22 protein-coding genes and 1 tRNA gene are annotated in these 21,019 nt (G+C 69.4%); 15 read left to right on the top strand and 8 right to left on the bottom strand.

Translation table 11 applies throughout. From position 1 onward, the window contains the following. Positions 1-37: 37 nt before the first annotated feature. From QIS96_RS29690 to rdgB, 4 genes are all read left to right on the top strand, one after another. Positions 38-325 (top strand): PTS glucose/sucrose transporter subunit IIB, encoded by a 288-nt coding sequence (locus QIS96_RS29690; protein ID WP_282545884.1) that lies wholly within the window; start codon positions 38-40, stop codon positions 323-325. Positions 326-501: 176 nt separating this feature from the next. Continuing rightward, positions 502-1,254, top strand: a complete 753-nt coding sequence (rph, locus tag QIS96_RS29685; RefSeq protein WP_282545883.1) for a ribonuclease PH — start codon at positions 502-504, stop codon at positions 1,252-1,254. An 89-nt stretch (positions 1,255-1,343) separates the two neighbouring features. Further along, a complete protein-coding gene (locus QIS96_RS29680) occupies positions 1,344-1,739 on the top strand; it encodes a hypothetical protein (protein ID WP_282545882.1) in 396 nt (131 codons plus the stop codon). Between the two features lie 125 nt (positions 1,740-1,864). Then, positions 1,865-2,467, top strand: a complete 603-nt coding sequence (rdgB, locus tag QIS96_RS29675) for an RdgB/HAM1 family non-canonical purine NTP pyrophosphatase (protein ID WP_282545881.1) — start codon at positions 1,865-1,867, stop codon at positions 2,465-2,467. A gap of 72 nt (positions 2,468-2,539) precedes the next feature. Here rdgB and QIS96_RS29670 read toward each other — a convergent pair. Both QIS96_RS29670 and bcp read right to left on the bottom strand, forming a co-directional pair. Then, positions 2,540-2,624: transfer RNA gene (locus QIS96_RS29670), tRNA-Leu, on the bottom strand. A 140-nt stretch (positions 2,625-2,764) separates the two neighbouring features. Further along, positions 2,765-3,232 (bottom strand): thioredoxin-dependent thiol peroxidase, encoded by a 468-nt coding sequence (gene bcp / locus QIS96_RS29665; RefSeq protein ID WP_282545880.1) that lies wholly within the window; start codon positions 3,230-3,232, stop codon positions 2,765-2,767. A gap of 211 nt (positions 3,233-3,443) precedes the next feature. Here bcp and QIS96_RS29660 point away from each other — a divergent pair, with 211 nt between their 5' ends. Further along, on the top strand, positions 3,444-3,767 hold the full coding sequence (locus QIS96_RS29660) for a DUF3618 domain-containing protein (protein ID WP_282545879.1): 324 nt from the start codon (positions 3,444-3,446) through the stop codon (positions 3,765-3,767). A gap of 44 nt (positions 3,768-3,811) precedes the next feature. After that, positions 3,812-4,159, top strand: a complete 348-nt coding sequence (locus tag QIS96_RS29655; protein ID WP_282545878.1) for a GroES family chaperonin — start codon at positions 3,812-3,814, stop codon at positions 4,157-4,159. Between the two features lie 27 nt (positions 4,160-4,186). Here QIS96_RS29655 and QIS96_RS29650 read toward each other — a convergent pair whose 3' ends face one another. Next, positions 4,187-6,496: a transglycosylase domain-containing protein gene (locus QIS96_RS29650; RefSeq protein ID WP_282545877.1), complete on the bottom strand. Its 2,310-nt coding sequence runs from the start codon at positions 6,494-6,496 to the stop codon at positions 4,187-4,189. Positions 6,497-6,700: 204 nt separating this feature from the next. Between QIS96_RS29650 and QIS96_RS29645 the strand changes: the two genes are divergently transcribed. From QIS96_RS29645 to QIS96_RS29630, 4 genes are read left to right on the top strand one after another with little or no spacing between them, the layout of a single operon-like run. Then, the gene (locus tag QIS96_RS29645) at positions 6,701-7,501 is read left to right on the top strand and encodes an ABC transporter permease (RefSeq protein WP_282545876.1); all 801 of its coding nucleotides are present in this window, start codon (positions 6,701-6,703) and stop codon (positions 7,499-7,501) included. Continuing rightward, positions 7,494-8,327, top strand: coding sequence for an ABC transporter permease (locus QIS96_RS29640; protein ID WP_282545875.1), 834 nt, complete (start codon positions 7,494-7,496; stop codon positions 8,325-8,327). Before QIS96_RS29645 ends, QIS96_RS29640 begins: the two co-directional genes overlap by 8 nt. Before the next feature lie 19 nt (positions 8,328-8,346). Continuing rightward, positions 8,347-9,327, top strand: coding sequence for an ABC transporter ATP-binding protein (locus QIS96_RS29635; RefSeq protein ID WP_282545874.1), 981 nt, complete (start codon positions 8,347-8,349; stop codon positions 9,325-9,327). A 5-nt stretch (positions 9,328-9,332) separates the two neighbouring features. After that, the gene (locus tag QIS96_RS29630) at positions 9,333-9,989 is read left to right on the top strand and encodes a DUF1707 SHOCT-like domain-containing protein (RefSeq protein ID WP_282545873.1); all 657 of its coding nucleotides are present in this window, start codon (positions 9,333-9,335) and stop codon (positions 9,987-9,989) included. A 36-nt stretch (positions 9,990-10,025) separates the two neighbouring features. Here QIS96_RS29630 and QIS96_RS29625 read toward each other — a convergent pair whose 3' ends face one another. Beyond that, the gene (locus QIS96_RS29625) at positions 10,026-11,339 is read right to left on the bottom strand and encodes an SGNH/GDSL hydrolase family protein (RefSeq protein ID WP_282545872.1); all 1,314 of its coding nucleotides are present in this window, start codon (positions 11,337-11,339) and stop codon (positions 10,026-10,028) included. A 385-nt stretch (positions 11,340-11,724) separates the two neighbouring features. Between QIS96_RS29625 and QIS96_RS29620 the strand changes: the two genes are divergently transcribed. From QIS96_RS29620 to QIS96_RS29600, 5 genes are all read left to right on the top strand, one after another. Then, positions 11,725-12,936 (top strand): DUF445 domain-containing protein, encoded by a 1,212-nt coding sequence (locus QIS96_RS29620; protein ID WP_282545931.1) that lies wholly within the window; start codon positions 11,725-11,727, stop codon positions 12,934-12,936. An 8-nt stretch (positions 12,937-12,944) separates the two neighbouring features. Further along, entirely contained in the window at positions 12,945-13,985 is a 1,041-nt protein-coding gene (locus QIS96_RS29615; RefSeq protein WP_282545871.1) for a GlxA family transcriptional regulator, read from the top strand. 270 nt (positions 13,986-14,255) lie between these two features. After that, complete coding sequence (locus QIS96_RS29610; RefSeq protein WP_282545870.1) at positions 14,256-14,993, top strand: hypothetical protein; 738 nt, start codon at positions 14,256-14,258, stop codon at positions 14,991-14,993. 136 nt (positions 14,994-15,129) lie between these two features. Then, the gene (locus QIS96_RS29605; protein WP_282545869.1) at positions 15,130-15,597 is read left to right on the top strand and encodes a hypothetical protein; all 468 of its coding nucleotides are present in this window, start codon (positions 15,130-15,132) and stop codon (positions 15,595-15,597) included. A 243-nt stretch (positions 15,598-15,840) separates the two neighbouring features. Continuing rightward, positions 15,841-16,380 (top strand): GNAT family N-acetyltransferase, encoded by a 540-nt coding sequence (locus tag QIS96_RS29600; protein ID WP_282545868.1) that lies wholly within the window; start codon positions 15,841-15,843, stop codon positions 16,378-16,380. A 50-nt stretch (positions 16,381-16,430) separates the two neighbouring features. Here the strand turns inward: QIS96_RS29600 and QIS96_RS29595 are convergent, their stop codons facing one another. From QIS96_RS29595 to QIS96_RS29580, 4 genes are all read right to left on the bottom strand, one after another. Next, a complete protein-coding gene (locus QIS96_RS29595) occupies positions 16,431-16,637 on the bottom strand; it encodes a hypothetical protein (RefSeq protein ID WP_282545867.1) in 207 nt (68 codons plus the stop codon). Positions 16,638-16,678: 41 nt separating this feature from the next. Then, positions 16,679-16,987: a hypothetical protein gene (locus QIS96_RS29590; RefSeq protein WP_282545866.1), complete on the bottom strand. Its 309-nt coding sequence runs from the start codon at positions 16,985-16,987 to the stop codon at positions 16,679-16,681. A gap of 21 nt (positions 16,988-17,008) precedes the next feature. Next, entirely contained in the window at positions 17,009-20,155 is a 3,147-nt protein-coding gene (locus tag QIS96_RS29585) for a DUF3427 domain-containing protein (RefSeq protein ID WP_282545865.1), read from the bottom strand. Positions 20,156-20,300: 145 nt separating this feature from the next. Continuing rightward, positions 20,301-20,552: a hypothetical protein gene (locus tag QIS96_RS29580; RefSeq protein ID WP_349017424.1), complete on the bottom strand. Its 252-nt coding sequence runs from the start codon at positions 20,550-20,552 to the stop codon at positions 20,301-20,303. Positions 20,553-21,019: the final 467 nt, after the last annotated feature.

Genomic DNA, 21,019 nt, shown 5'->3' with positions numbered 1-21,019 from the left:
GCCATCGCTCGCGAACGTGCGCCAAACGTGGGTTACGGTGCACACCGGACCATGGTGGGCCGAACAAGCCCGTGACAGCAGGGAGAAGGACATGGCCACTAAGGCTGAGAAGATCGTCGCCGGGCTGGGCGGCATCGACAACATCGAAGAAGTCGAGGGCTGCATCACCCGTCTCCGCACCGAGGTCGTCGACCCCGACAAGGTCGACGAAGCCGCCCTCAAGGCCGCCGGCGCCCACGGCGTCGTCAAGATGGGCACCGCCATCCAGGTCGTCATCGGCACCGACGCCGACCCCGTCGCCGCCGACATCGAAGACATGATGTGAGCTGACCCCCGGCTCACCACCACCGAAGGCCCCGCACCCGCCACCGGCCAGGCAGGAGCGGGGCCTTCGGCCGTCCACCCCCCCAGCTAAGGCCCTCCGAGCGGCCGACCCCCTCCGAGCGGCCGAGGCCCGCCGCCCGGCAAAGGGCCCACCCGCCGGGCGATAGGCTCGCCCCCATGTCTCGCTTCGACGGCCGCACGCCGCAACAGCTCCGCCCTGTCACCATCGAACGCGGCTGGAGCAAGCACGCCGAAGGCTCCGTCCTCGTCTCCTTCGGCGACACCAAGGTCTTCTGCACCGCCTCCGTCACCGAAGGCGTGCCCCGCTGGCGCAAGGGCACCGGCGAAGGCTGGGTCACCGCCGAGTACTCCATGCTTCCCCGCGCCACCAACACCCGCGGCGACCGCGAATCCGTACGCGGCAAGATCGGTGGCCGCACCCACGAGATCAGCCGCCTGATCGGCCGCAGCCTCCGCGCCGTCATCGACTACAAGGCCCTCGGCGAGAACACCATCGTCCTCGACTGCGACGTCCTCCAGGCCGACGGCGGCACCCGCACCGCCGCCATCACCGGCGCCTACGTAGCCCTCGCCGACGCCGTCACCTGGGCCCAGGGCAAGAAGCTCATCAAGCCCAAGGCCACTCCGCTCACCGGCACCGTCGCCGCCGTCAGCGTCGGCATCGTCGACGGCGTACCCCTCCTCGACCTCGCCTACGAGGAGGACGTGAAGGCCGACACCGACATGAACGTCGTCTGCACCGGCGACGGCCGCTTCGTGGAGGTCCAGGGCACCGCCGAGGCCGAGCCCTTCGCCCGCGACGAGCTGAACGCCCTGCTCGACCTCGCCGTCGCCGGCTGCGACGAGCTCACCGCACTCCAGCGCAAGGCCCTGGAGGCGACCATCACACCCGGCACAGCAACCAACTGAGCCCCAGCACGCGTTCTTACGGATACGACACCAGCTCGGGCGGACGGCAACCGGCCGCCCGCCCGAGCACAGCCAGGGAGGAACCGTTCATGGCTCCGCGCCGACGAAGCACCGCACGCATAGCCCTCGCCACTGCAGCAGTGGCCCTGGTGGCGCCGCTCGCCATCGGCTGCAGCGCCGTGGACACGGCACTCGACTGCGTACGGACCGCCGACGCCATCGCGAAGAGCGCCGCCGACCTCCAGCAGGCCGTGGAGAGCGCCGCCGACAACCCCCTCGAGGCCGAGAAGGCCCTCGACCAGATCGACAAGAACCTCGGCGAGATCGGCGACAAGACCGACAACGCCGACGTCGGCAAGGCCGTCGACGACCTCAGCAAGTCCGTCGACGAGGTCCGCAAGTCCATCGAGAACGGCGACCCGACGCCCGACGTCTCCGGCGTCACCGACGCCACCGGCGAGCTCACCAAGGCCTGTAAGCCGTAAGGCTTCCGCAGGGCCTCGCGTACGGGCGGGCGGTGACGGGCATCTGGCGGGCCCGCCACCGCCCGCCCTTCGTACGCCACCGCCCGCTCCTCGTGCGTCCCGCCCGTGCGCCGATAATCGACGGCATGACACGCCTGATCCTCGCCACCCGCAACGCCGGAAAGATCACCGAGCTCAAGGCCATCCTCGCCGAGGCCGGACTCCCGCACGACCTCGTCGGCGCCGACGCCTACCCCGACATCCCCGACGTCAAGGAAACCGGCGTCACCTTCGCCGAGAACGCCCTCCTCAAGGCGCACGCCCTCGCCCGCGCGACCGGCCTCCCCGCCGTCGCCGACGACTCCGGCCTCTGTGTCGACGTGCTCGGCGGCGCCCCCGGCATCTTCTCCGCCCGCTGGGCCGGCCGCCACGGCGACGACACCGCCAACCTCGAACTCCTCCTCGCCCAGCTCGCCGACATCGACGTCGCCCACCGCGCCGCCCACTTCGCCTGCGCGGCGGCCCTGGCCCTGCCCGACGGCACGGAACGCGTCGTCGAGGGCCAACTGCGCGGCACGCTCCGGTACGAGCCGGCCGGCTCGGGCGGCTTCGGCTACGACCCGATCCTGCAGCCGGACGGCGAGAGCCGTACGTGCGCGGAGCTGAGCCCGGAGGAGAAGAACGCGATCAGCCATCGCGGGAAGGCGTTCCGGGCGCTGGTGCCGGTGGTCCGGGAGCTGTTGGGCTGAGGACGGCTGAGGACGGCTGAGGCCATGCAAACGGCCTGCGAACCGATGCGTCGATTCGCAGGCCGTTCCAGGTGCGGCGGAAGGGATTCGAACCCTCAAGCCCGATCAAGGGCCACAGATCCTAAGTCTGCTGCGTCAGCCGTTGCGCCACCGCCGCGAGCCGCCGCCCATGCTACCGGGGTGCGCCCGGACCTCCCGCCCCTGCGCCAGTAGCCCGTGGCGGCACGGCAGTTGAGGAAAACCGGAACGGCCCGCACCGGGTGTCCGGTGCGGGCCGTTCGCTCGGCTCGGCGGGGGTCAGATGCCCAGGTCGCGGATGATCTTCGCGACGTGGCCGGTGGCCTTCACGTTGTAGAAGGCGTGCTCGACCTTGCCCTCCTCGTCCACGACGACCGTGGAGCGGATGACTCCGGTGACGACCTTGCCGTACAGCTTCTTCTCGCCGAAGGCGCCGTAGGCCTCGAGAACCTTCTTGTCCGGGTCGCCGACCAGCGTGACCTTGAGGTTCTCCTTCTCGCGGAACTTGGCGAGCTTCTCCGGCTTGTCGGGGGAGACGCCGATGACGTCGTAGCCGGCGGCCGCGAGGACGTCGAGGTTGTCGGTGAAGTCGCAGGCCTGCTTGGTGCAGCCCGGGGTCAGGGCGGCCGGGTAGAAGTAGACGATGACCTTGCGGCCCTTGTGGTCCGCGAGCGAGATCTCGTTGCCGTCCGCGTCGGGCAGGGTGAAGGCGGGGGCGGTGTCGCCGGGCTGCAGGCGCTCGCTCATCTTCGGTCTCCTCATGAGGTGCGGGGTGGTGCCGGTGTCGGTGCGTCCGGGGGCGTGCGGGCCTTCCGGGCGTACGGGGAGAGCGTAATGGGGGGTGCTGTGCGGTGCGTTCGGCGTGGAGCTGACAGACTGTCCACCAGGACGAAACCGATCACAGAACCGATCGCGAAACTGATCACGAAACCGATCACGATGACACGGAGGCCGCGCGGTGTCGGATGCTCAGGCCAGGACCCCCGCTGAGATCGAGGCGGACATCAAGCGGCGGCGCGCCCAGCTGGCCGAGACGCTCGACGAGATCGGGGTGCGGGTGCACCCGAAGACGATCGTCGGGGACGCCAAGGCCCGCGTCGCGAGCACGATGGATCAGACCCTCGGACGGGCGTACGTCTCCGCCAACCGTGCGGTGAGCGATGTGAAGGCCCAGTTCGTGGACGCCGAGGGCGCGCCGCGGATGGAGAGGATCGTTCCGGCGGCGCTCGCGGTGGTCGGCGTGGTCGGGCTCATCGCTCTGGCGCGACGCCGCAAAGGCTGACCCGGCGGCGTACGGGGCGGTCGTCGGCAGGTAGGTTCTGGGACGTGAGCGCCAAGAGCCGGGAACACCACGACAAGCTGCCCATTCGGATGCTGCACGACCGCGTCCTCGTACGGACCGACATCGCGGAGGGCGAGCGGCGCTCCACGGGCGGCATCGTCATCCCCGCGACCGCGGCCGTGGGCCGGCGGCTCGCCTGGGCCGAGGTCGTCGCGGTCGGGCAGAACGTCCGCACGGTGGAGCCCGGCGACCGCGTCCTCTACGACCCGGAGGACCGGGCCGAGGTGGAGGTGCGGGGTGTGGCGTACGTGCTGATGCGTGAGCGGGACCTGCATGCCGTGGCGGCGGACCGCTTCGAGGGGTCCGAGGACTCGACGGGGCTGTACCTGTAACCCGCCCGGCCCCCTCCTCCTGTTCTTCTACCTCGCCGGTTTCGTCGGTACGGCCCTTCGGGGGCGGCCGTCGTCGCCTGCCGTCAGGCCTTGGGCGTCCCCCTCCGCCGGGGTTTCCGCCGGGCTCTCGACCGGGGCTTCCGTCGGGACCGCTGTCCGGCCCGGCGTCGCACCCGGCTCCTCGCTGCCCCCGGCCGTCGGCTCGGGCTCGGGCACGGACGGTGGTACGGACTCCGCCGGGGACTCCGGTTCGGGCTCCGTCTCCGGGGGTGGGGGCGGAGGTTCCTCCGCGCCGGGTTCCAGGATGAGGTCGAACTCCTGGACCGGTTGGTCCGCGAGCGTCTCGCGGGTGAACTGCGCCCAGATGCGCGCCGGGTACGCGCCGCCGTTGATGCGGGGCTGACCGAGCGCGCCGTACAGCGGGGTCTGACCGTAGGGCGGGTTCGGGTCCTGGCCCAACACGGCCACGACGGTGGCGAGTTCGGGGGTGTAGCCGGCGAACCAGGCGGCCTTGTCCTCCTCGGCGGTGCCGGTCTTGCCGGCGGCGGGGCGGCCTGCGGCCTGGGCGGCGGTGCCGGTGCCGTTCTCGACGACGCTCTGCAGGATCGACGTGGTGGTGTCGGCGGCCTCGCGGGGGACGGCCTGCCGCCGGTGCTGCGGCGGGAGCGCGATGGGTGCGCCGTCCTTGGTGATCTCCTCGACGAGCGTGTACGAGCCGTGCTCGCCGTGGTTGGCGAGGGTCGCGTACGCCTGGGCCATGTCGAGGACGCTGGCGGTGGCCGGGCCGAGGGCGATGGACGGGGACGCGGTCAGGTCGGGGGTGGTGGCCGGGATGCCCAGGTCGATCGCGGTCTGCCGGACCTTGTCGGAGCCGACGTCGACGGCCATCTGCGCGTAGACCGCGTTCACGGAGAGGTCGGTGGCGTCCCGGACGGTGAGCTCGCCGTAGGAGCGCCGGTCCTCGTTCTCCGGGGCGTAGTGACCGCCCGACCAGCCTTCCACGGAGCGTGCGTTGGTGCCGTCGTAGAGGGTGTTCGGGTCGATGGGCAGGCCGTCCTGGGTGGTGGCGCCGTATCTCACGGCCGAGGTGAAGACGAACGGCTTGAAGGTGGAGCCGACCTGGTAGTCGCGGCGGGTGGCGTTGTTGACGTACTGCTGGGTGTAGTCGATGCCGCCGTACATGGCGACGACCTTGCCGGTGGCGGGGTCGATGGCGGCGCCGCCCGCGCGGACGTGGGCGTCGACCTTGCGGGCCCCCGGGTCGACCTGGGACAGGAGTTGGTCCTCGACGGCCCTGACGAAGGCGTCCTGGCGGGGTTTCTGCAGGGTGGTGGTGATGCGGTAGCCGCCCTTGGCGAGGGTGTCCGGGTCGATGACGTCGTGTTCGGTGAGGTAGTCCTCGACGGCCTTGACGAGGTAGCCGCGCTGCCCGGACATGCCGGAGGGGGCCTTGGCGGTGCGGGGGGCGGGGAACTTCGCGCTGTCGCGGGCGCGTCGGGTGAGCCAGTCCTCCTTGACCATGCCGTCGAGGACGTAGTTCCAGCGGGCGACGGCGCGGGACTTGTTCTCGGGGTGGGCGGAGACGTCGTACGCGTTGGGGGAGTTGAGGAGCGTGGCGAGGTACGCGCCCTCGGCGACGGAGAGTTGCTCGGCGTGCTTTCCGTAGTAGGCGTGGGCGGCGGCCTGGATGCCGTAGGCGTTGCGGCCGAAGTAGCTGGTGTTGAGGTAGCCGAGCAGGATGTCGTTCTTGCTGACCTGGCGGTCGAGTTTGATGGCGATGAAGAATTCCTTCGCCTTGCGGGTGACGGTCTGCTCCTGGCCGAGGTAGTAGTTCTTGACGAACTGCTGGGTGATGGTGGAGCCGGACTGCTTGCCCTTGCCGGTGACGGTGTTCCAGGCGGCGCGGATCATGGCCTGCGGGTCGACGGCGGACTCGGAGTAGAAGTCGCGGTCCTCGGCGGCGAGCACGGCGCGCCGGACGTGTACGGGGATCTGGCTGAGCGGGACGTTCTCGCGGTTGACCTCGCCGTCGCGGGCCAACGGGGAGCCGTCGGCGTAGAGATAGACGTTGCTCTGCTTGGTGGCGGCGGCGTTGGCGGGCGGGATCTCGACGAGGAGGTAGCCCGCGACGAGGCCGCCGCCGAAGAGCAGGCAGAGCAGCAGGAAGGCGCCGAGGAGCATGCGCCAGGTGGGGAAGATCCGCCGCCAGCCGGAGGCCTTCCGCTTCGCCTTGCGGGCGGCCTTGCGCTGCTTCCGTGTGAGCTTCTTGAGTTGCCGCCTGCTGCCCTCAGCCGGCTGCTGGGGCTGAGGCTGGGGCTCGTCGGACTCGTCGCTCATCTCTGCCGGAACTCCCGTTTCGCCTAGGTACATCCCCCGTACGACCTATTGGACACTGTTCCACCCTGATCGGGTGGGCTCGGCCGGGGCGCGTGTCCGGGGCGCCGCGGGTATCCGCCTCGCGGGTGAAAACGCGTGGCGCGGCGGGGCGTGCGGCGGCTAAGGTCGTGCGCTTTGGCCGGTGGCGGTGGGGGAGGGGGTTCGGTGCGGTTGTACGCGGCGGTCGCGGCGGGCGGGTTCCGGCGCTACGCGACCTATCGGGCGGCGACGGCGGCCGGGGTGTTCACCAACACCGTGTTCGGCCTGATCGTCGCCTACACCTATCTGGCGCTGTGGGACGAGCGGCCGGCCCTCGGCGGGTACGACCAGGCGCAGGCCGTGACGTACGTCTGGCTCGGGCAGGCGATGCTGGCGGCCTGTTCGCTGCTCGGGGGCGGGTTCGAGGACGAGCTGGTCGAGCGCATCCGCAGCGGGGACATCGCCGTGGACCTGTACCGTCCGGCGGATCTCCAACTGTGGTGGCTGGCAGGGGACTTGGGGCGGGCCGTGTTCCACCTGATCGGGCGGGGCGTGGTGCCGATGGTGTGCGGTGCGCTGCTCTTCGAGTTGGCCCTGCCCACCGCGCCCGGGGTGTGGCTGGCCTTTCTGTGCAGTGTGCTGCTCGCGTTCGTGGTGAGTTTCGCGATCCGCTACCTGGTGGCGCTCTCGGCGTTCTGGCTGCTCGACGGGGCGGGGGTGACGCAGATCGCCTCCCTCGCGGGGATGTTCTTCTCCGGGATGCTGCTGCCGCTCAACGTGTTCCCGGGTGCTCTCGGCGAGGTCGCCCGCGCTCTGCCGTGGTCGGCGCTGCTGCAGGTGCCCGCGGACGTGCTCCTCGGCAAGCACACCGGGTTCGGGCTGCTCGGCGCGTACGCCTTTCAGGCCGCGTGGGCCGTCGTACTGCTCGGGCTCGGGCGGCTGCTGCAGCTCGCCGCGACGCGCAGGGTGGTGGTGCAAGGTGGCTGAACTCGTCGACGAACAGGGGAGGTTGAGGCAGGGCGTGGCCGCGTACCGGCTGATCGTCGGGGCCTGGGTGCGGTCGACGATGGCGTACCGCACGTCGTTCGCGCTGACCCTGTGCGCCAACTTCGCCGTCACGGCCTTCGACTTCGTGGCGATCCTGCTGATGTTCTCGCACGTCGACGCGCTCGGCGGGTTCACGCTCGGCGAGATCGCCTTCCTGTACGGCACCACGGGCACCGCCTTCGGCCTCGCCGAGCTGTTCTTCGGGCCGGTGCAGCGGCTGGGCTCGCGGGTCCGGGACGGCACGCTCGACACGCTTCTGGTGCGGCCCGCGCCGGTCCTCGCGCAGGTCGCCGCGGACCGCTTCGCGCTGCGCCGCCTGGGGCGGATCACGCAGGGGCTCCTGGTACTCGGCTACGGGCTCACGGTCATGGAGGTCGACTGGGACCCCGTGAAGGTGCTGCTCGTGCCGATGATGCTGCTGTGCGGGGCGGCGGTCTTCGGGTCGATCCTGGTCGCGGGCGGGGCCTTTCAGTTCTTCGCGCAGGACGCGTCCGAGGTGTCCAACTCCTTTACGTACGGCGGCAATACGCTGCTGCAGTACCCGCCGACCGTGTTCGCGAAGGAGCTGGTGCGCGGGGTGACCTTCGTGCTGCCGCTCGCCTTCGTGAACTGGCTGCCCGCGCTCTACGTCCTGGACCGGGAGAATCCGATCGGGCTGCCCTCCTGGCTGGCGTTCCTGCCGCCGTTCGTGGCCGCCGCGTGCTGTGCGCTCGCGGGCCTCGCGTGGCGGGCGGGCCTTCGTTCGTACCGCAGTACCGGCAGCTGAGGGAGCTTGGGGAGCTGAAATGGCGGGACTCGACGATGACTTCATTCTGGTGGACGGCGTGGAGAAGGTCTTCGACGTACGGAAGAAGACCGGGTTCCTGCGGCGGGAGCGGCGGGAGGTGCGGGCCGTGGACGGGATCTCGTTCAGCGTGGCGCGCGGCGAGATGGTCGGCTACATCGGGCCGAACGGCGCGGGCAAGTCCACCACCATCAAGATGCTCACCGGCATCCTCACGCCCAGCGGCGGCCGGCTCCGCGTCGCGGGCATCGAGCCGGCCCGTGAGCGCACCCGCCTGGCCCGCCGTATCGGGGTGGTCTTCGGGCAGCGCACCACCCTGTGGTGGGACCTGCCGCTGATCGACTCGTACCGCCTGATGCACCGCATGTACCGCATCCCCGACGCCCGGTTCCGCGCGAACCTGGACCGCTGCGTCGAACTCCTCGATCTGGGCGGCCTGTTGGACGTTCCCGTACGGCAGCTGTCGCTCGGGCAGCGGATGCGCGGGGACATCGCGGCGGCGCTCCTGCACGACCCGGAGGTGCTGTACCTGGACGAGCCGACCATCGGGCTCGACGTCGTCTCCAAGGCGAAGGTGCGCGGCTTCCTGCGCGACCTGAACGCCGAGTCGGGCACGACGGTGCTGCTCACCACGCACGACCTGCAGGACATCGAGCAGCTCTGCAGGCGCGTCATGGTCATCGACCACGGCCGGCTCATGTACGACGGGGCCCTCGCCGGGCTGCACGAGGTCGGCGAGAGCGAGCGCACCCTCGTCGTGGACCTGGCGCGCGAGCTGCCCGAGGTGAGCGTGGCCGGGGCGCGGGTGGTGCGGGTGGAGGGGCCCCGGCAGTGGCTGGCGTTCCCGGCCTCGGCGTCGGCGGCGCCGCTCGTCACGGAGCTGGCCGCCTCGTACCCGGTGGTGGACCTGTCGGTCCGCGAACCCGACATCGAAGCGGTCATCGCCCAGATGTACGCGGACCGGTCCGCGGCCCTAGGCTGATTCGTATGACCGACGAGTCGCCGGAGCTGCGGGCTTCGGACGCGGACCGGGAGCGGGTGGCCGAGCGGCTGCGGGAGGCCGTGGCGGAGGGCCGGCTCGACATGGAGGAGTTCCAGGAGCGCCTGGACGCCACGTACAAGGCGCGTACGTACGGGGAGTTGGCGCCCGTGACACGCGATCTGCCGGACGCCTCGGCGCCGTCCGCGGTACCCGCGCGGGCTTCGAGTACGGGCACGGGGGCGTGGGCGGAGCGGATCGGCGGTGCGGGCACCTCGTCCCGCGGGGTCGCGATCATGTCGGGCTTCTCCCGCAAGGGCGTGTGGACGGTCCCGCGCCGCTTCAACTGCTTCGCGTTCTGGGGCGGCGGCGAAGTCGACCTGCGCGAGGCGCGGTTCGAGGCGCCGGAGGTCGTCGTCAACTGCGTGGCGATCATGGGCGGCGTGGACGTGATCGTGCCGCCGGGCGTCGAGGTCGTCGTACGCGGCATCGGCGTGATGGGCGGCTTCGAGGAACGCCTCGGCGACGACCTGCCGGAACGGGGCGCACCGCGCGTGATCGTCACGGGGTTCGCGTTCTGGGGCGGGGTGGGGGTCAAGCGGAAGGTCACTCGGGCCCAGAAACGGCAACTCAAGGAGGAACGGCGCCGGGGGGAGCTGGAGTGAGCGGGGGCAGAATCAGCCCGTCCGGCGTTTGAACGCTTACAACTCCGCCGGCACCGACCCCCGCAACGTGGCCAGGTTGAACGCGTAAGCCATCTTCTTGAAGCCCTCGTCGCTCGGGTGGAGGTGGTCCCCCGAGTCGTACGGCGCCCGCAGCTTCTCCGGTGCGTACGGGTCGCGCAGCGCGCGGTCGAAGTCGACGACCGCGTCGAAGACCCGGCCGGACCGGATCTCGTCGTTGACCTGGCGGCGGACCTGGTCCAACTCCGGTGTGTAGCCGCGGTGTCCGCCGAACGGCATCAGCGTCGCGCCGATCACACGGAGGCCGCGGGCGTGCGCCTGCCGGGTCAACTCCCGCAGCCCGTCGAGGACTTTGTCGCTGGAGGTCTGCTGCGGGTTGCGCAGGATGTCGTTCACGCCGAGGGCGATGACGACGGCCTTGACGCCCGTACGGGACAGCGCGTCGCGCTCGAAGCGGGACAGGCCGCTCGGGTTGTCGGCGGGGCGGCCGAGGCCGTCGGAGAGGATGCGGTTGCCGCTGATGCCCTGGTTGAGGACGCTGTAGCGGGGCGCGCCCTGCTCGTCCCTGAGCCGGTCCGAAAGGACGTCCGTCCAGCGGGAGTTGGCGCCCATCGTGGCGCTCACGCCGTCGGTCAGGGAGTCGCCGAGGACGACGACGGCGCCCTCGGCCTCACGGCTGAGCACGTCGACGGCGGCGAGGTAGCGCCAGTACGGGCTCTGCTGGGTGTATGCGTCGCCGCGCAGGTCCGAGACCCGGTCGCCGTCGGCCACGTAGGAGATCTGGCGGGCGTGCGGGTGGTACGTCACCGGGCCCGAAGGGGTGGGCGAGAAGGTCGTCACGAGCAGGTCGGCGTCGTGCGGTACGCGCAGCCTGACCGGGTCGCTGACGACCTGGCCGCCCGGCTCGACGACCACCGAGTGGTTGCCGCCGAAGGAGAGGCGGCGCAGGGTGCCGGCGGCCGCGCTCGGATTGTTGGGCGCGGCCGCCAGGGCTATGGAGGCGTGCGTGATGGACAGCGGCGTACGCCCGTACAGGTTGGAGAGTGTGATGCGGGCGCTGGTGCCGCCGACGCTGGTGTGCACGACGTTGCGGATGGAGCGGCCCGCGTACCCGTCCTCGGTGCGCGGCTCGGCGGCCGCCGGCGAGCTGGACCAGGTGCCGACCCAGGTGCCGGAGGAGGCGGGGGCGGCGGAGCCCTGCGGGGTACGTGGGCCCGCGCGCAGGTCGTCGTCCCGGGCATCGCCGGACACACCCACGTATATGGCCGCGGAGATCAGCACCACGACGGCCGCCAGGGCGGCCAGTAGGGCATAACCGTTACGCCTGGTCACGCGGCCTTTTTCTCCTCGGGCAGGGGAGCCCGGGGCTCCAGTTCGACAATCCCATTTTGCGACATGGGCGAAGGGGCCGCGCACGGCACCCCCTCCGCCCGAACAAGACGCCGGGAACTCGCGGTTCGTTCCAGGAGTAGGTCACGTAGCGGCAACGTCGGGACAATGGGACGGGGGCGGTCGGACGGTGGAGCGGATGGAACGCAAGAAGGTCGAAGAGGCGGAAGAATCGGGTGAACGCGACATGAGGGAGCATTCCCCGGTGAACGGCCACTCATCCGGCACACCTGACTCCGAGACGTCCGTCTCTGAGGTTCCTGCTTCTCAGGGCGCCGGCTTCACGTACAGCCCCGCCGACGAGGAGAAGTTCCGCGGCGTGCGCCGGATGAAGGCCACGGCGACCGGCCTGCTGCTCCTCGTCGCCCTTGTCTACGTCCTCGCCAAGTGGGCGCAGAGCTCCGGCGCGGCCGGCTGGGCCGGGTACGTCGCGGCGGCCGCCGAGGCCGGCATGGTCGGCGCGCTCGCCGACTGGTTCGCCGTCACCGCGCTCTTCAAGCGCCCGCTCGGCCTGCCCATCCCGCACACCGCGATCATCCCGACCAAGAAGGACCAGCTGGGCGTCTCGCTCGGCGAGTTCGTCGGCGAGAACTTCCTCTCCGAGGACGTCGTACGGCGCCGCCTGCGCGGCGTCGGCCTCGGCTCCCGGCTCGGCGCCTGGCTCGCCGAGCCCGAGCACGCCGACCGGGTCACCGCCGAGCTGTCCGCCGCGCTGCGCGGCGCCCTCACCGTCCTTCGCGACTCCGACGTCCAGGCCGTCGTCGGCGAGGCCATCACCCGCCGCGCCGACGCCGTCGAGGTCGCCCCCGGGCTCGGCAAGACCCTCGACAAGGTCGTCGCGGACGGCGGCCACCACCGCGTCGTCGACCTGGTCTGCGTCCGCGCCCACGACTGGCTCGTCGTGCACGCCGACTCCGTGATGGACGCGGTGGAGGGCGGCGCTCCGGGCTGGACCCCGCGATTCGTGGACCGCAAGGTGGGCGAGCGGGTCTACAAGGAGCTGCTCCGCTTCGTCACCGAGATGCGGGACATGCCCGAGCACCCGGCCCGCGGCGCCATCGACCGCTTCCTCACCGACTTCGCCGCCGACCTGCAGTCCGACAGCGACACCCGGGCCCGCGTCGAACGCCTCAAGAGCGAGATCCTCGGCCGCGGCGAGGTCCAGGACGTGATCGCCTCCGCCTGGTCCTCCGTACGCGCGATGATCGTCTCCGCCGCCGAGGACGAGCGCAGCGAGCTGCGCCTGCGGGTGCGCGCGGCCCTGCTCTCCCTCGGCCGGCGCCTCGCCACCGACCCGGAGCTGCAGCGCAAGGTGAACACCTGGGTGGAGGACGCGGCCGTGTACGTGGTCACGACGTACCGCACCGAGATCACCTCGCTGATCACCGAGACCGTCGCGGGCTGGGACGCCGAGCACACCTCGAAGAAGATCGAGGCCCACATCGGCCGCGACCTGCAGTTCATCCGCATCAACGGCACGGTGGTCGGCTCCCTCGCGGGCCTGCTGATCTACACGGTCTCGCGGGCCTTCGGGGCGTAGGAAAAAAGATGTCTCACAGTGTCATCGTGCTCGTCCGCCACGGCGTGCTGCCGATGGAACTCGGCCTGGTCCACCAGCTGTTCGGCTCGGCCCGCTCCGCGCACGGCGAGCCGCTGTACTCCGTGACGACCTGCGCGCTCGCCCCCGGCCTGATCCGCACCGACGCCGACTTCCCGATCCGCGCGGACCACGGCCCCGAGGCCCTGGAGCACGCCGACACCGTCCTCGTCCCGGCCTCGCACGAGGAGGACGAGTCGTACACGGGGGGCGCGTATACGGGGGGCTCGTACGCGGGAGGCTCCTACGCGGGGGGCCCGTACGCAGGCGGCGACGGTCTGCCGCCCGCCCTCGCCGCCGCCCTCGACCGGATCCCCGCCCGCGCACGCATCGCCTCCATCTGCACCGGCGCGTTCGTCCTCGCCGCCCACGGCCTCCTCGACGGCCGCTCCGCCACCACGCACTGGCTGTCCACGGACCACTTCGCCCGTGCGTTCCCCGCCGTCCGCGTCGAGCCGGGGGTGCTCTACGTCGACGGCGGCCGCGTCCTCACCTCGGCGGGGGAGGCCGCGGGCATCGACCTGTGCCTGCACATGATCCGCCGCGACTTCGGCGCCGCCGTCGCCGCCGACGTGGCCCGCCGCACGGTCGTACCGCCGCACCGCGAGGGCGGCCAGGCCCAGTACATCCCGCGCCCCGTCCCGGAGCCGGACTCCTCGTCCACCTCCGCCGCCCGCGCCTGGGCCCTGACCCGCCTCGAACAGCCGCTCACATTGCGGGAGTTGGCGGCCCAGGAGGCGATGAGCGTACGCACCTTCAGCCGCCGCTTCCGCGAGGAGTCGGGCCTGACCCCCATGCAGTGGCTCGCCCAGCAACGCCTCGCGCACGCCCGCCAGTTGCTGGAGGAGACCGACCGTACGGTGGACCGCGTGGCCGCCGAGTCGGGCTTCGGCACAGCGGCGTCCCTGCGCCAGCACTTCCAGTCGGCCCTCGGGGTCTCGCCTCGGGCTTACCGGGCTACGTTCAGGGGGCCGGGGCGGGGGTCTGCGTAGCGGATCGGTGAGTCGGCGTGCTCGACTCTCACTGCACCGGGCTCTCCACGTTCTCCGCAGTCAGGAGGGCACGCGGCACGGCCCCCGTTGGTGTCGGATCACGCCCGATACCCTGGTGTCATGGTTGGGGACGATCGCAGGCAGGGGCCGATACCCTCTCGCTCTACGCAGCGGTCGCAGTACCCGCAATTCCCGCAGGACCCGCTTTCGTACGCCAAGCCGTGGGCGCCGACACCACCGGCACCTGGCCGTCCCCTGAACGTCGGCCGGGTGCTTGCGGGTGCCCTGTCTCTGGTCCTCGCCGTGCTGCTGTTCCTCCCCCTGACGGCCTGGGCCGGGTACGCCGTGGCGAACTCTGTCGACGAGGTGAGGCAGTACCGGTCCGCTCCGGTGTGCGTCGCCGGGGATGGTGGGGACTGCCGCCACCGCAGCACGGCGACCGTGCGCTCGACCGAAATCGTCGACAAGGGCAAGACCGAGTCGTACACCGTGCTCCTGGACGGGCCCGCCCAGGTCCGCGGGAGCCTGAGCCTGGATGACGACCAGCCGTTGCTCGCCCGCCTACGGCCCGGCGACACAGTGACCGTCACGCGCTGGCGCGGCAACGTCACGCAGATCGACCGCGACGGCGTCGCCCAGCAGAGCAAGGACAGCCCCGAGTCCGACAGAGGGTTCGCAACGGGTTTCGCCTTGGCGCCGTTGACACTCTTCCTCTACCTCGGATACGCGGGTATCCGCCTGCTCGTGCCGGAGCGAGCCCCAGGTTCGAGTGGAGTCGCCCAACGCGTGAAGACGGCCGGGTACTTCGCTTTGCTGGTGATCGCAGCAGCAGTGCTCTTCGGCCTCGCCGCTGACGGCATCACCTCGCCCACGGCCGCTCCGGCCGCGGTCCCGGCGCTGGTCGTCGCGCTCTGGGCCTCGCTGTTGATCCTGCTCTCCGCTCTCGCCCTGGTCGAGCGCCGCAGAGCCAAGGCCTCTCGCTCTCCACAGCCCTACGGGCCGGCCTGAGCCAAGCCCAGTGCCGCGGCGGGGTGCGTGGCGGGCGTCATACCCCTCGGTCTGTCGCGCGGCCTCCGCATTTGCCGCTGACTTTTGAGTACGGGTACTCAGTCGTCGGGCCGACCGCCCGCCGCACCCTGGACGTATGACGACGAACGCACTGAGCCCTCTCGCCCTGCGGCCGTTGCCCGAGCGAGGACTTCTGCGAGCGACGGGGGCGGGGCTCGCGGCCGGCGCATACCTCCTCTGCCTCCCCTGGGACCTGCGCAACCGCGCCGAGACGCCGGGCGCGCTGCAGGAGGTGACTCCCGTCACGGGCACGGGAGTTGCCGCGTTCACGGCCGTACTCCTGCTCCTCGCCGTCTTCCTGGGCGCCTGCGACCGCCCGGCCTGGGCGATACCGCTGATCGCGATGCCCCCGGCGGTCCTGCTCTACGCGTCGCTGTCGACCCACCCGGCTCCGGACGCCTCACCATGGCCCCTGGCCTGGGCGTTCTTCACGCTCCTGATCGCGGGCGGGGTCACGGGCGCGGCACTGGCGGGCCGGGCGCTCGGCCGCCGCAGGCAGGCCCTGGGCGGTGGACGTACGGGACGCGACACGCCCGGGAACTGAAGGGACTCGGCCCTCGTCCGGGAACGTTCGAGACTGTGTGCGGCCGCCCCGCGTGAAGTGCCGTCTCGTCCCCATCTCCCCTCCCTTCAGGGCCAGTTGAAGATCACGAACCCGCACTTCCGTACCCCCACAACCCACCCCGCACCATCACACACAACTGAAACGACCTAGATTGGGACACAGCGGAACCGCCGCCGCCGCGGTACTGGTCGGCGGCCACCGAAGAGCAGTGGGAGCGCACAGGTGATCTGTTACGGAGCGACCGTCCTCGACCTCGCCGAAGACCTCGTGGACGCCTACGCCGAGGTGTTCTCCGCGCCCCCGTGGAACGAGGATGAGGAAACCATTCAGCGATTCCACTACCGCCTCCGCAACGACGCGGCCCGCCCCGGCTTCCGGGCGGTGCTCGCCCAGTCCCGCACCGGCATCGACGGCTTCGCCATCGCCTGGCTGACCCCGCGCACGCTCCCGGACACCCCGACGTACGCGAAGGTCGTGTCCCAGCTGGGCGAGGCCCGCGTCGAGGAACTCCTGGTCGGCGCACTGGAGTTGGACGAACTCGCCGTCCGCCGCCACGCCCGCCCCCAGGGCCTCGGCCGCACCCTCCTCTCCGAACTCACCGCCGACGCCCCCTCGGGCCGAGCCTGGGTCCCGATGTCCCGCCACGCGAAGAACGCGGTGGCGAGCTATCGGCGGCTGGGGTGGCGGGAGGCGGAGCCGCTGCCGGGGGCGGGGAACGGGGTGGTGGTGCTTCTGTCGCCTGGGCATCCGGCGGCGGCTTGAGGGCTGCGGGCTCGGGCGCCCCGCCGGGGGTGGCGGGGCGCCTTTGTGAGTCAGTCGGCGTAGTGCGAGTCGCCAGGCTCGTCGTGTGCGGCGTGCGCAGCGATCACCTCGTCTGCGATGTCCTGGTGCCCGAAGGCGCGGAAGAGTTCCGCAAGCGCGTCCGCTTCGGAGCATTGCAGGTGACAGTCGTAGTCGTAGGTGAGTGTGGGCGCCAGATGCTGCCAGGCGTCCACGAACACGGTTGCAGTTTCGATCACTTGGCGCTCGTTGCGCATGAGTGGTGCCGATCCTCTGGTTGCTATCGACCCCTCCGGTCGACGGTCACCCAAGAGGCGAGAGCGACCCCGCCGGCCACGATGCCGACGGCCGGCCATGCCCCGACCTTCTTCGCCAGCGGATGCGCCGCACCGAACCCGGCCAGGTAGGCCCCGGTGAGCGCGGCCGCGACCTTGCCTCCGGCCTGCTGCTGCCACTGCCGGGTGGCAACGGCCCCGGCAGCGGCCAGCACGATCCCGCCGAGCGGGCGCTTCTTGGTCCAGCGAGCGGTGGCGTATCCGGCGAGGAGGCCGGTGGCTGCCGTGGTGGTGGCGATGGGGAATGCGGACATCGATACTCCAGGCTCTCTTGGCTAGTTCGGCTTGACGGATGAGTACAGCCATACATCGGCAGGGAGTTCATGCTCCAGTCGCCACGTAATGGCCATAGGCTTGCTTCCCTGGTGTTTTTCGTAGCTGGCGGGTCCGAGAAGCATCCATGGCTGGGCCTTGCCGATGTCGGTGTGCTTGTAGCGGCGCATGAACAAGAGAATGTGGCTCCCTTGCTGCTTGTGCTGCTGATAGCGCAATCCCGTTGGAGAATTCTCCGGGATGTAGCTCTGGGATTCCCAGTGGAACAGTGTGGGGCTCAGTGCGTAGTCCTGGTATCGGACCGTGGGGGAGAAGTCCTTCTCGTTCTTCTCAAGTGTGATGAGTAGTGCGTCGGTCCGAATGTCTTCCACCCATTGCACTCCACTCTGGAAGGATCCAGGCATTTGTCCACCAAAGCGCGCCACCCCGAGGGAGGCCAGTATCTCGGAGCGGTTGTAGGAGCTGTGCACCTTCAAAGGTAGGTCGTTGTGGGGGCCAGTGAGGGGGACGGGAAAGTGATCGATCCGCTCCAGCGAGTAGTTCAGCACCTGACTCAACTCTCGGCGGAAATCCGGCTGTTCGCGAAGTGAGTCCAGCCCCTGCGCGTATGAACTGAAGCCGCCTGCCTTGTCCCACAGATTGAAGAACAGCATGCGGGCGTACGTCTGGTCCCGTAGCGACAGGGAGTCGTAGTCGGGTGCGTTGTCGTCGATGAGCCGCAGATACGCCTCTGCGCGCTCTGGGTCGTCAACGTGGAGGAAAGCGTGCACGCGCTTGAGGAGCTTGTCTTCACCCGCAGGCCCGTCCTTCTCCAGGAGGCGGGCCTTGCGCAGAATGGTGGTCCAAGAGTTGCTGCTTTTGTACAGCTCCTTGATCTCGCGGCGGCTCTCCGTCAAGTAACTCGCGAGGTCAGGCGTGCTGTACTGCCTAACCTCCTTCGCCAGGGTGTCTACGTTCGCCTTGATCTGAGTCCGAACGTTGTCGAGGATAAGGTCCTTGGACTTCCCCTCGAGCAGGATCTGGCAACCGGACGGCAACTGCGGGAAGTCGTTCTCGATCTGCCTGATCAGGCGGTTGCGGGAAGAGTTGGTCATCGCTCGGAACTGCTCTTCGAACCGGAACTCTGCACGATGCTGGCCGATGAAGTCGAGAACCGTGAGAACTGGTTTGTTGGACGTCCTGCGCAGGCCGCGCCCGAGTTGCTGCAGGAAGATGGTGGCGCTGTTGGTGGGGCGGAGCAGCAGGAGCGTGTCTACGTCAGGGATATCTAGGCCTTCGTTGAAGAGGTCAACGGAGAAGATGACTTGGATCTTCCCGTCGCGAAGGTCGGCGAGTGCCTTGTCGCGAACCGCTTCCTTTGAATCGCTGTCCAGGGCTACGGCCTTGAATCCGGCCTGGAGGAAGAAGTCTGCCATGAAGTGGGCGTGCTTCTTGTTCACGCAGAAACCTAGCGCGCGCATGGTGCTAGGTCGTGAGACCTTGTCGAGAATCTGTTTCACGACGATCCGTGCGCGAGCGAGATTTCCGGTATAGAGATCCCCCAACTCGCCGTCGTTGTAGTTCCCTTGCTGCCAGCCAAGCTGGGTTAGATCGGTTCCGTCCGGAATGCCGAAGTAGTGGAAGGGGCAGAGGAGGTCATTCTCCAGTGCTTCCCACAGGCGCATTTCAGCGGCAATGCGTCCCCCGAAGTACTCGTCCTGGACGTTGTACCCGTCGGCCCGCTCGGGCGTGGCAGTCAGCCCGAGAAGCTGCTTCGGCTTGAAGTGTTTGATGACCCGCTCGTACGTCTGGGCCTTGGCGTGATGGAACTCGTCGATCACGATGATGTCGAAGTGCCCGGGATCCAGTTGTTCGAGTCGGGCCGCCTTGAGGGACTGCACACTGGCGAACACATGCTGCCACTCACGAGGGTCCGCGCCACCGTGGAGGAGTTCGCCGAACGACGCATCGACCAGCACCTCCCGATACGTTCGCAGGGACTGCCGAAGGATTTCCTTGCGGTGGGCCACGAACAGGAGGCGAGGGGTGTTCCCCTCGAACTTCGTACGCAGGTCGCGATAGTCCAGTGCCGCCATGACGGTCTTGCCCGTACCTGTGGCCGCGACCAGGAGGTTTTCGGAGTGCTGATGGATTTCGCGCTCGACGCGCAGCCGCTCCAGCATGTCCCTCTGGTGCGGGAACGGCCGTACTTCCATGCCGGACAGGCTGATCGGCGCATCGTCGGTAGAGCCGCCACCGCCGGCTTGCAAGAGAGCCTGATCGAGTCGGTCCCCGTCAGTGTCCGGATCGTATGCCTCGAAACTCGAGTCGTTCCAGTACGCGTCAAAGGTGGCCTCGAATTTAGTGAGCACCGCAGGGGTGGCTACCGAGGAGAGGCGTACGTTCCACTCGAGGCCGTCGAGTAGGGCGGCCTTGGAAAGGTTGGAGCTGCCCACGTATGCGGTGTCGAATCCGCTGTTGCGGCGGAACAGCCATGCCTTCGCATGCAGGCGAGTGGACCTTATTTCGTAGTTGACCTTCACTTCCGCACCGAATTCCTGTACAAGGCGGTCGAGCGCGGTTCGGTCCGTGGCGCCGATGTATGTCGTTGTGATGACTCGAATCGGCACTCCTCGTCCTTTCGCATCGCGGAGTGCATCTTCGAGTACGCGGATGCCGTACCACTTCACGAACGCGCAGAGCAGGTCGATGCGGTCCGCAGTGGCCAGTTCCGCGCGCAGTTCGGAGCCGAGGCTTGGGTCGTCCGGGGCGTTGGTGATGAGCGCGGTCTCGGAAAGAGGTGTGGCTGGACGGATCGCGTAGACCCCCGGGGCCTCCCTTTCGGCCAGGGCCAGCAGCTGGCGGGGGCCGTCTGCGATGAGGCCGAGCGCTGTGTCCACATCGGGGTCCGGGGCGGCGACCGCCAACGACTCCATGATCTTGTTGGCCGCTTCTAGCCGCTTGTCATGCGGCAGTTGAAGGAGCCTGCGCTGGGCTGCCTCCGCGATGTGTCGGGCCAGCACGTGAGGTGATGACTCCGAGGTGACCTCTTTGTCGATGGCCTTCCAACCGGCGGCTTCAAGCTGCTCTATCTGGTTCTGCAAGCTGTGGGTGACCAGCTTTTCGTAGACACCTACGACCGGCTGAGTCGCGTCCCCCGTATCCACCACGTCTGCTCCCTCGTGCCAGGAATGGTTACGCCAAGTTCTAACAGGCGTCGCTGACAGGGTCGGAAGCAGTTGTGTTCCAGCCACGCCCATCGCCGAGTGGAGATGGGCGTGGCGCGATAGAAGATCGCCTGGTGCGGACGGCTCCTCAGGCGGCTGGGGAGGGCGGTTCCGAGTCGCCTACCTGGTCAGGCCCGTCACCCGGCTCGATGGGGTCTGGGTCCTCGGGATGTTCGACCACCGGGAGGCGTGCGCCTCGGCTCTCGGCCACTCGAAGCGCATCGGTCAGGGCTTCCACCAATCGGCATGCAAGGAATCGGAGTTCACCGTTCGGAACCTTCAGGTTGTCGAGCATGTGGGTCGCGTGCGCGAGCAGATCCGATCCCATGTCGAGCTGCACGGCTTCGATGTTGTCTGCGACTCGGGACAGGTAGCCGGTCCCGTCCCCAGCGAGAAAACACGGTTTTCCGTCTGCGGTGGTCCAAGGGAGCAGCCTCAGAGCTCCTGATGCGGTCACGATGCGCCCACCTCAACCCCGTGGATCGTGCGAGGTCCTAGGTCGATGCCATGCACCGCGAACCATAGAACTCGCCGTCGAGCGCGTTGACGTTGAGCTGCTCGCCGTTCCTCGTGGGCCACGAGGTAAGGCCGAACCAGCCCGATTGCCTCGCCTGACAGGGCCGGAGTCTGGGACGGGGGACAGGCGAGCCCGAGGGGCGTTGGGCAGGGGAAGGAGCCATCATGCGTAGCTCGATGACGGCCAGGTGCCGGAAGTAACCAGCACAGCACTCCTTCGAAGAACCGAGCGATACAGTGCGCCACGTCGACCTGCTTTCTCAGGTTGGCCATGCCCCCGGACCGGTCGCT

It is taken from the genome of Streptomyces cavernicola (assembly GCF_029968035.1).
GTDB lineage: Bacteria > Actinomycetota > Actinomycetes > Streptomycetales > Streptomycetaceae > Streptomyces > Streptomyces cavernicola.
Note: the sequence above shows the minus strand (reverse complement) of the source record. Positions and strands in the feature narration are given on the sequence as shown.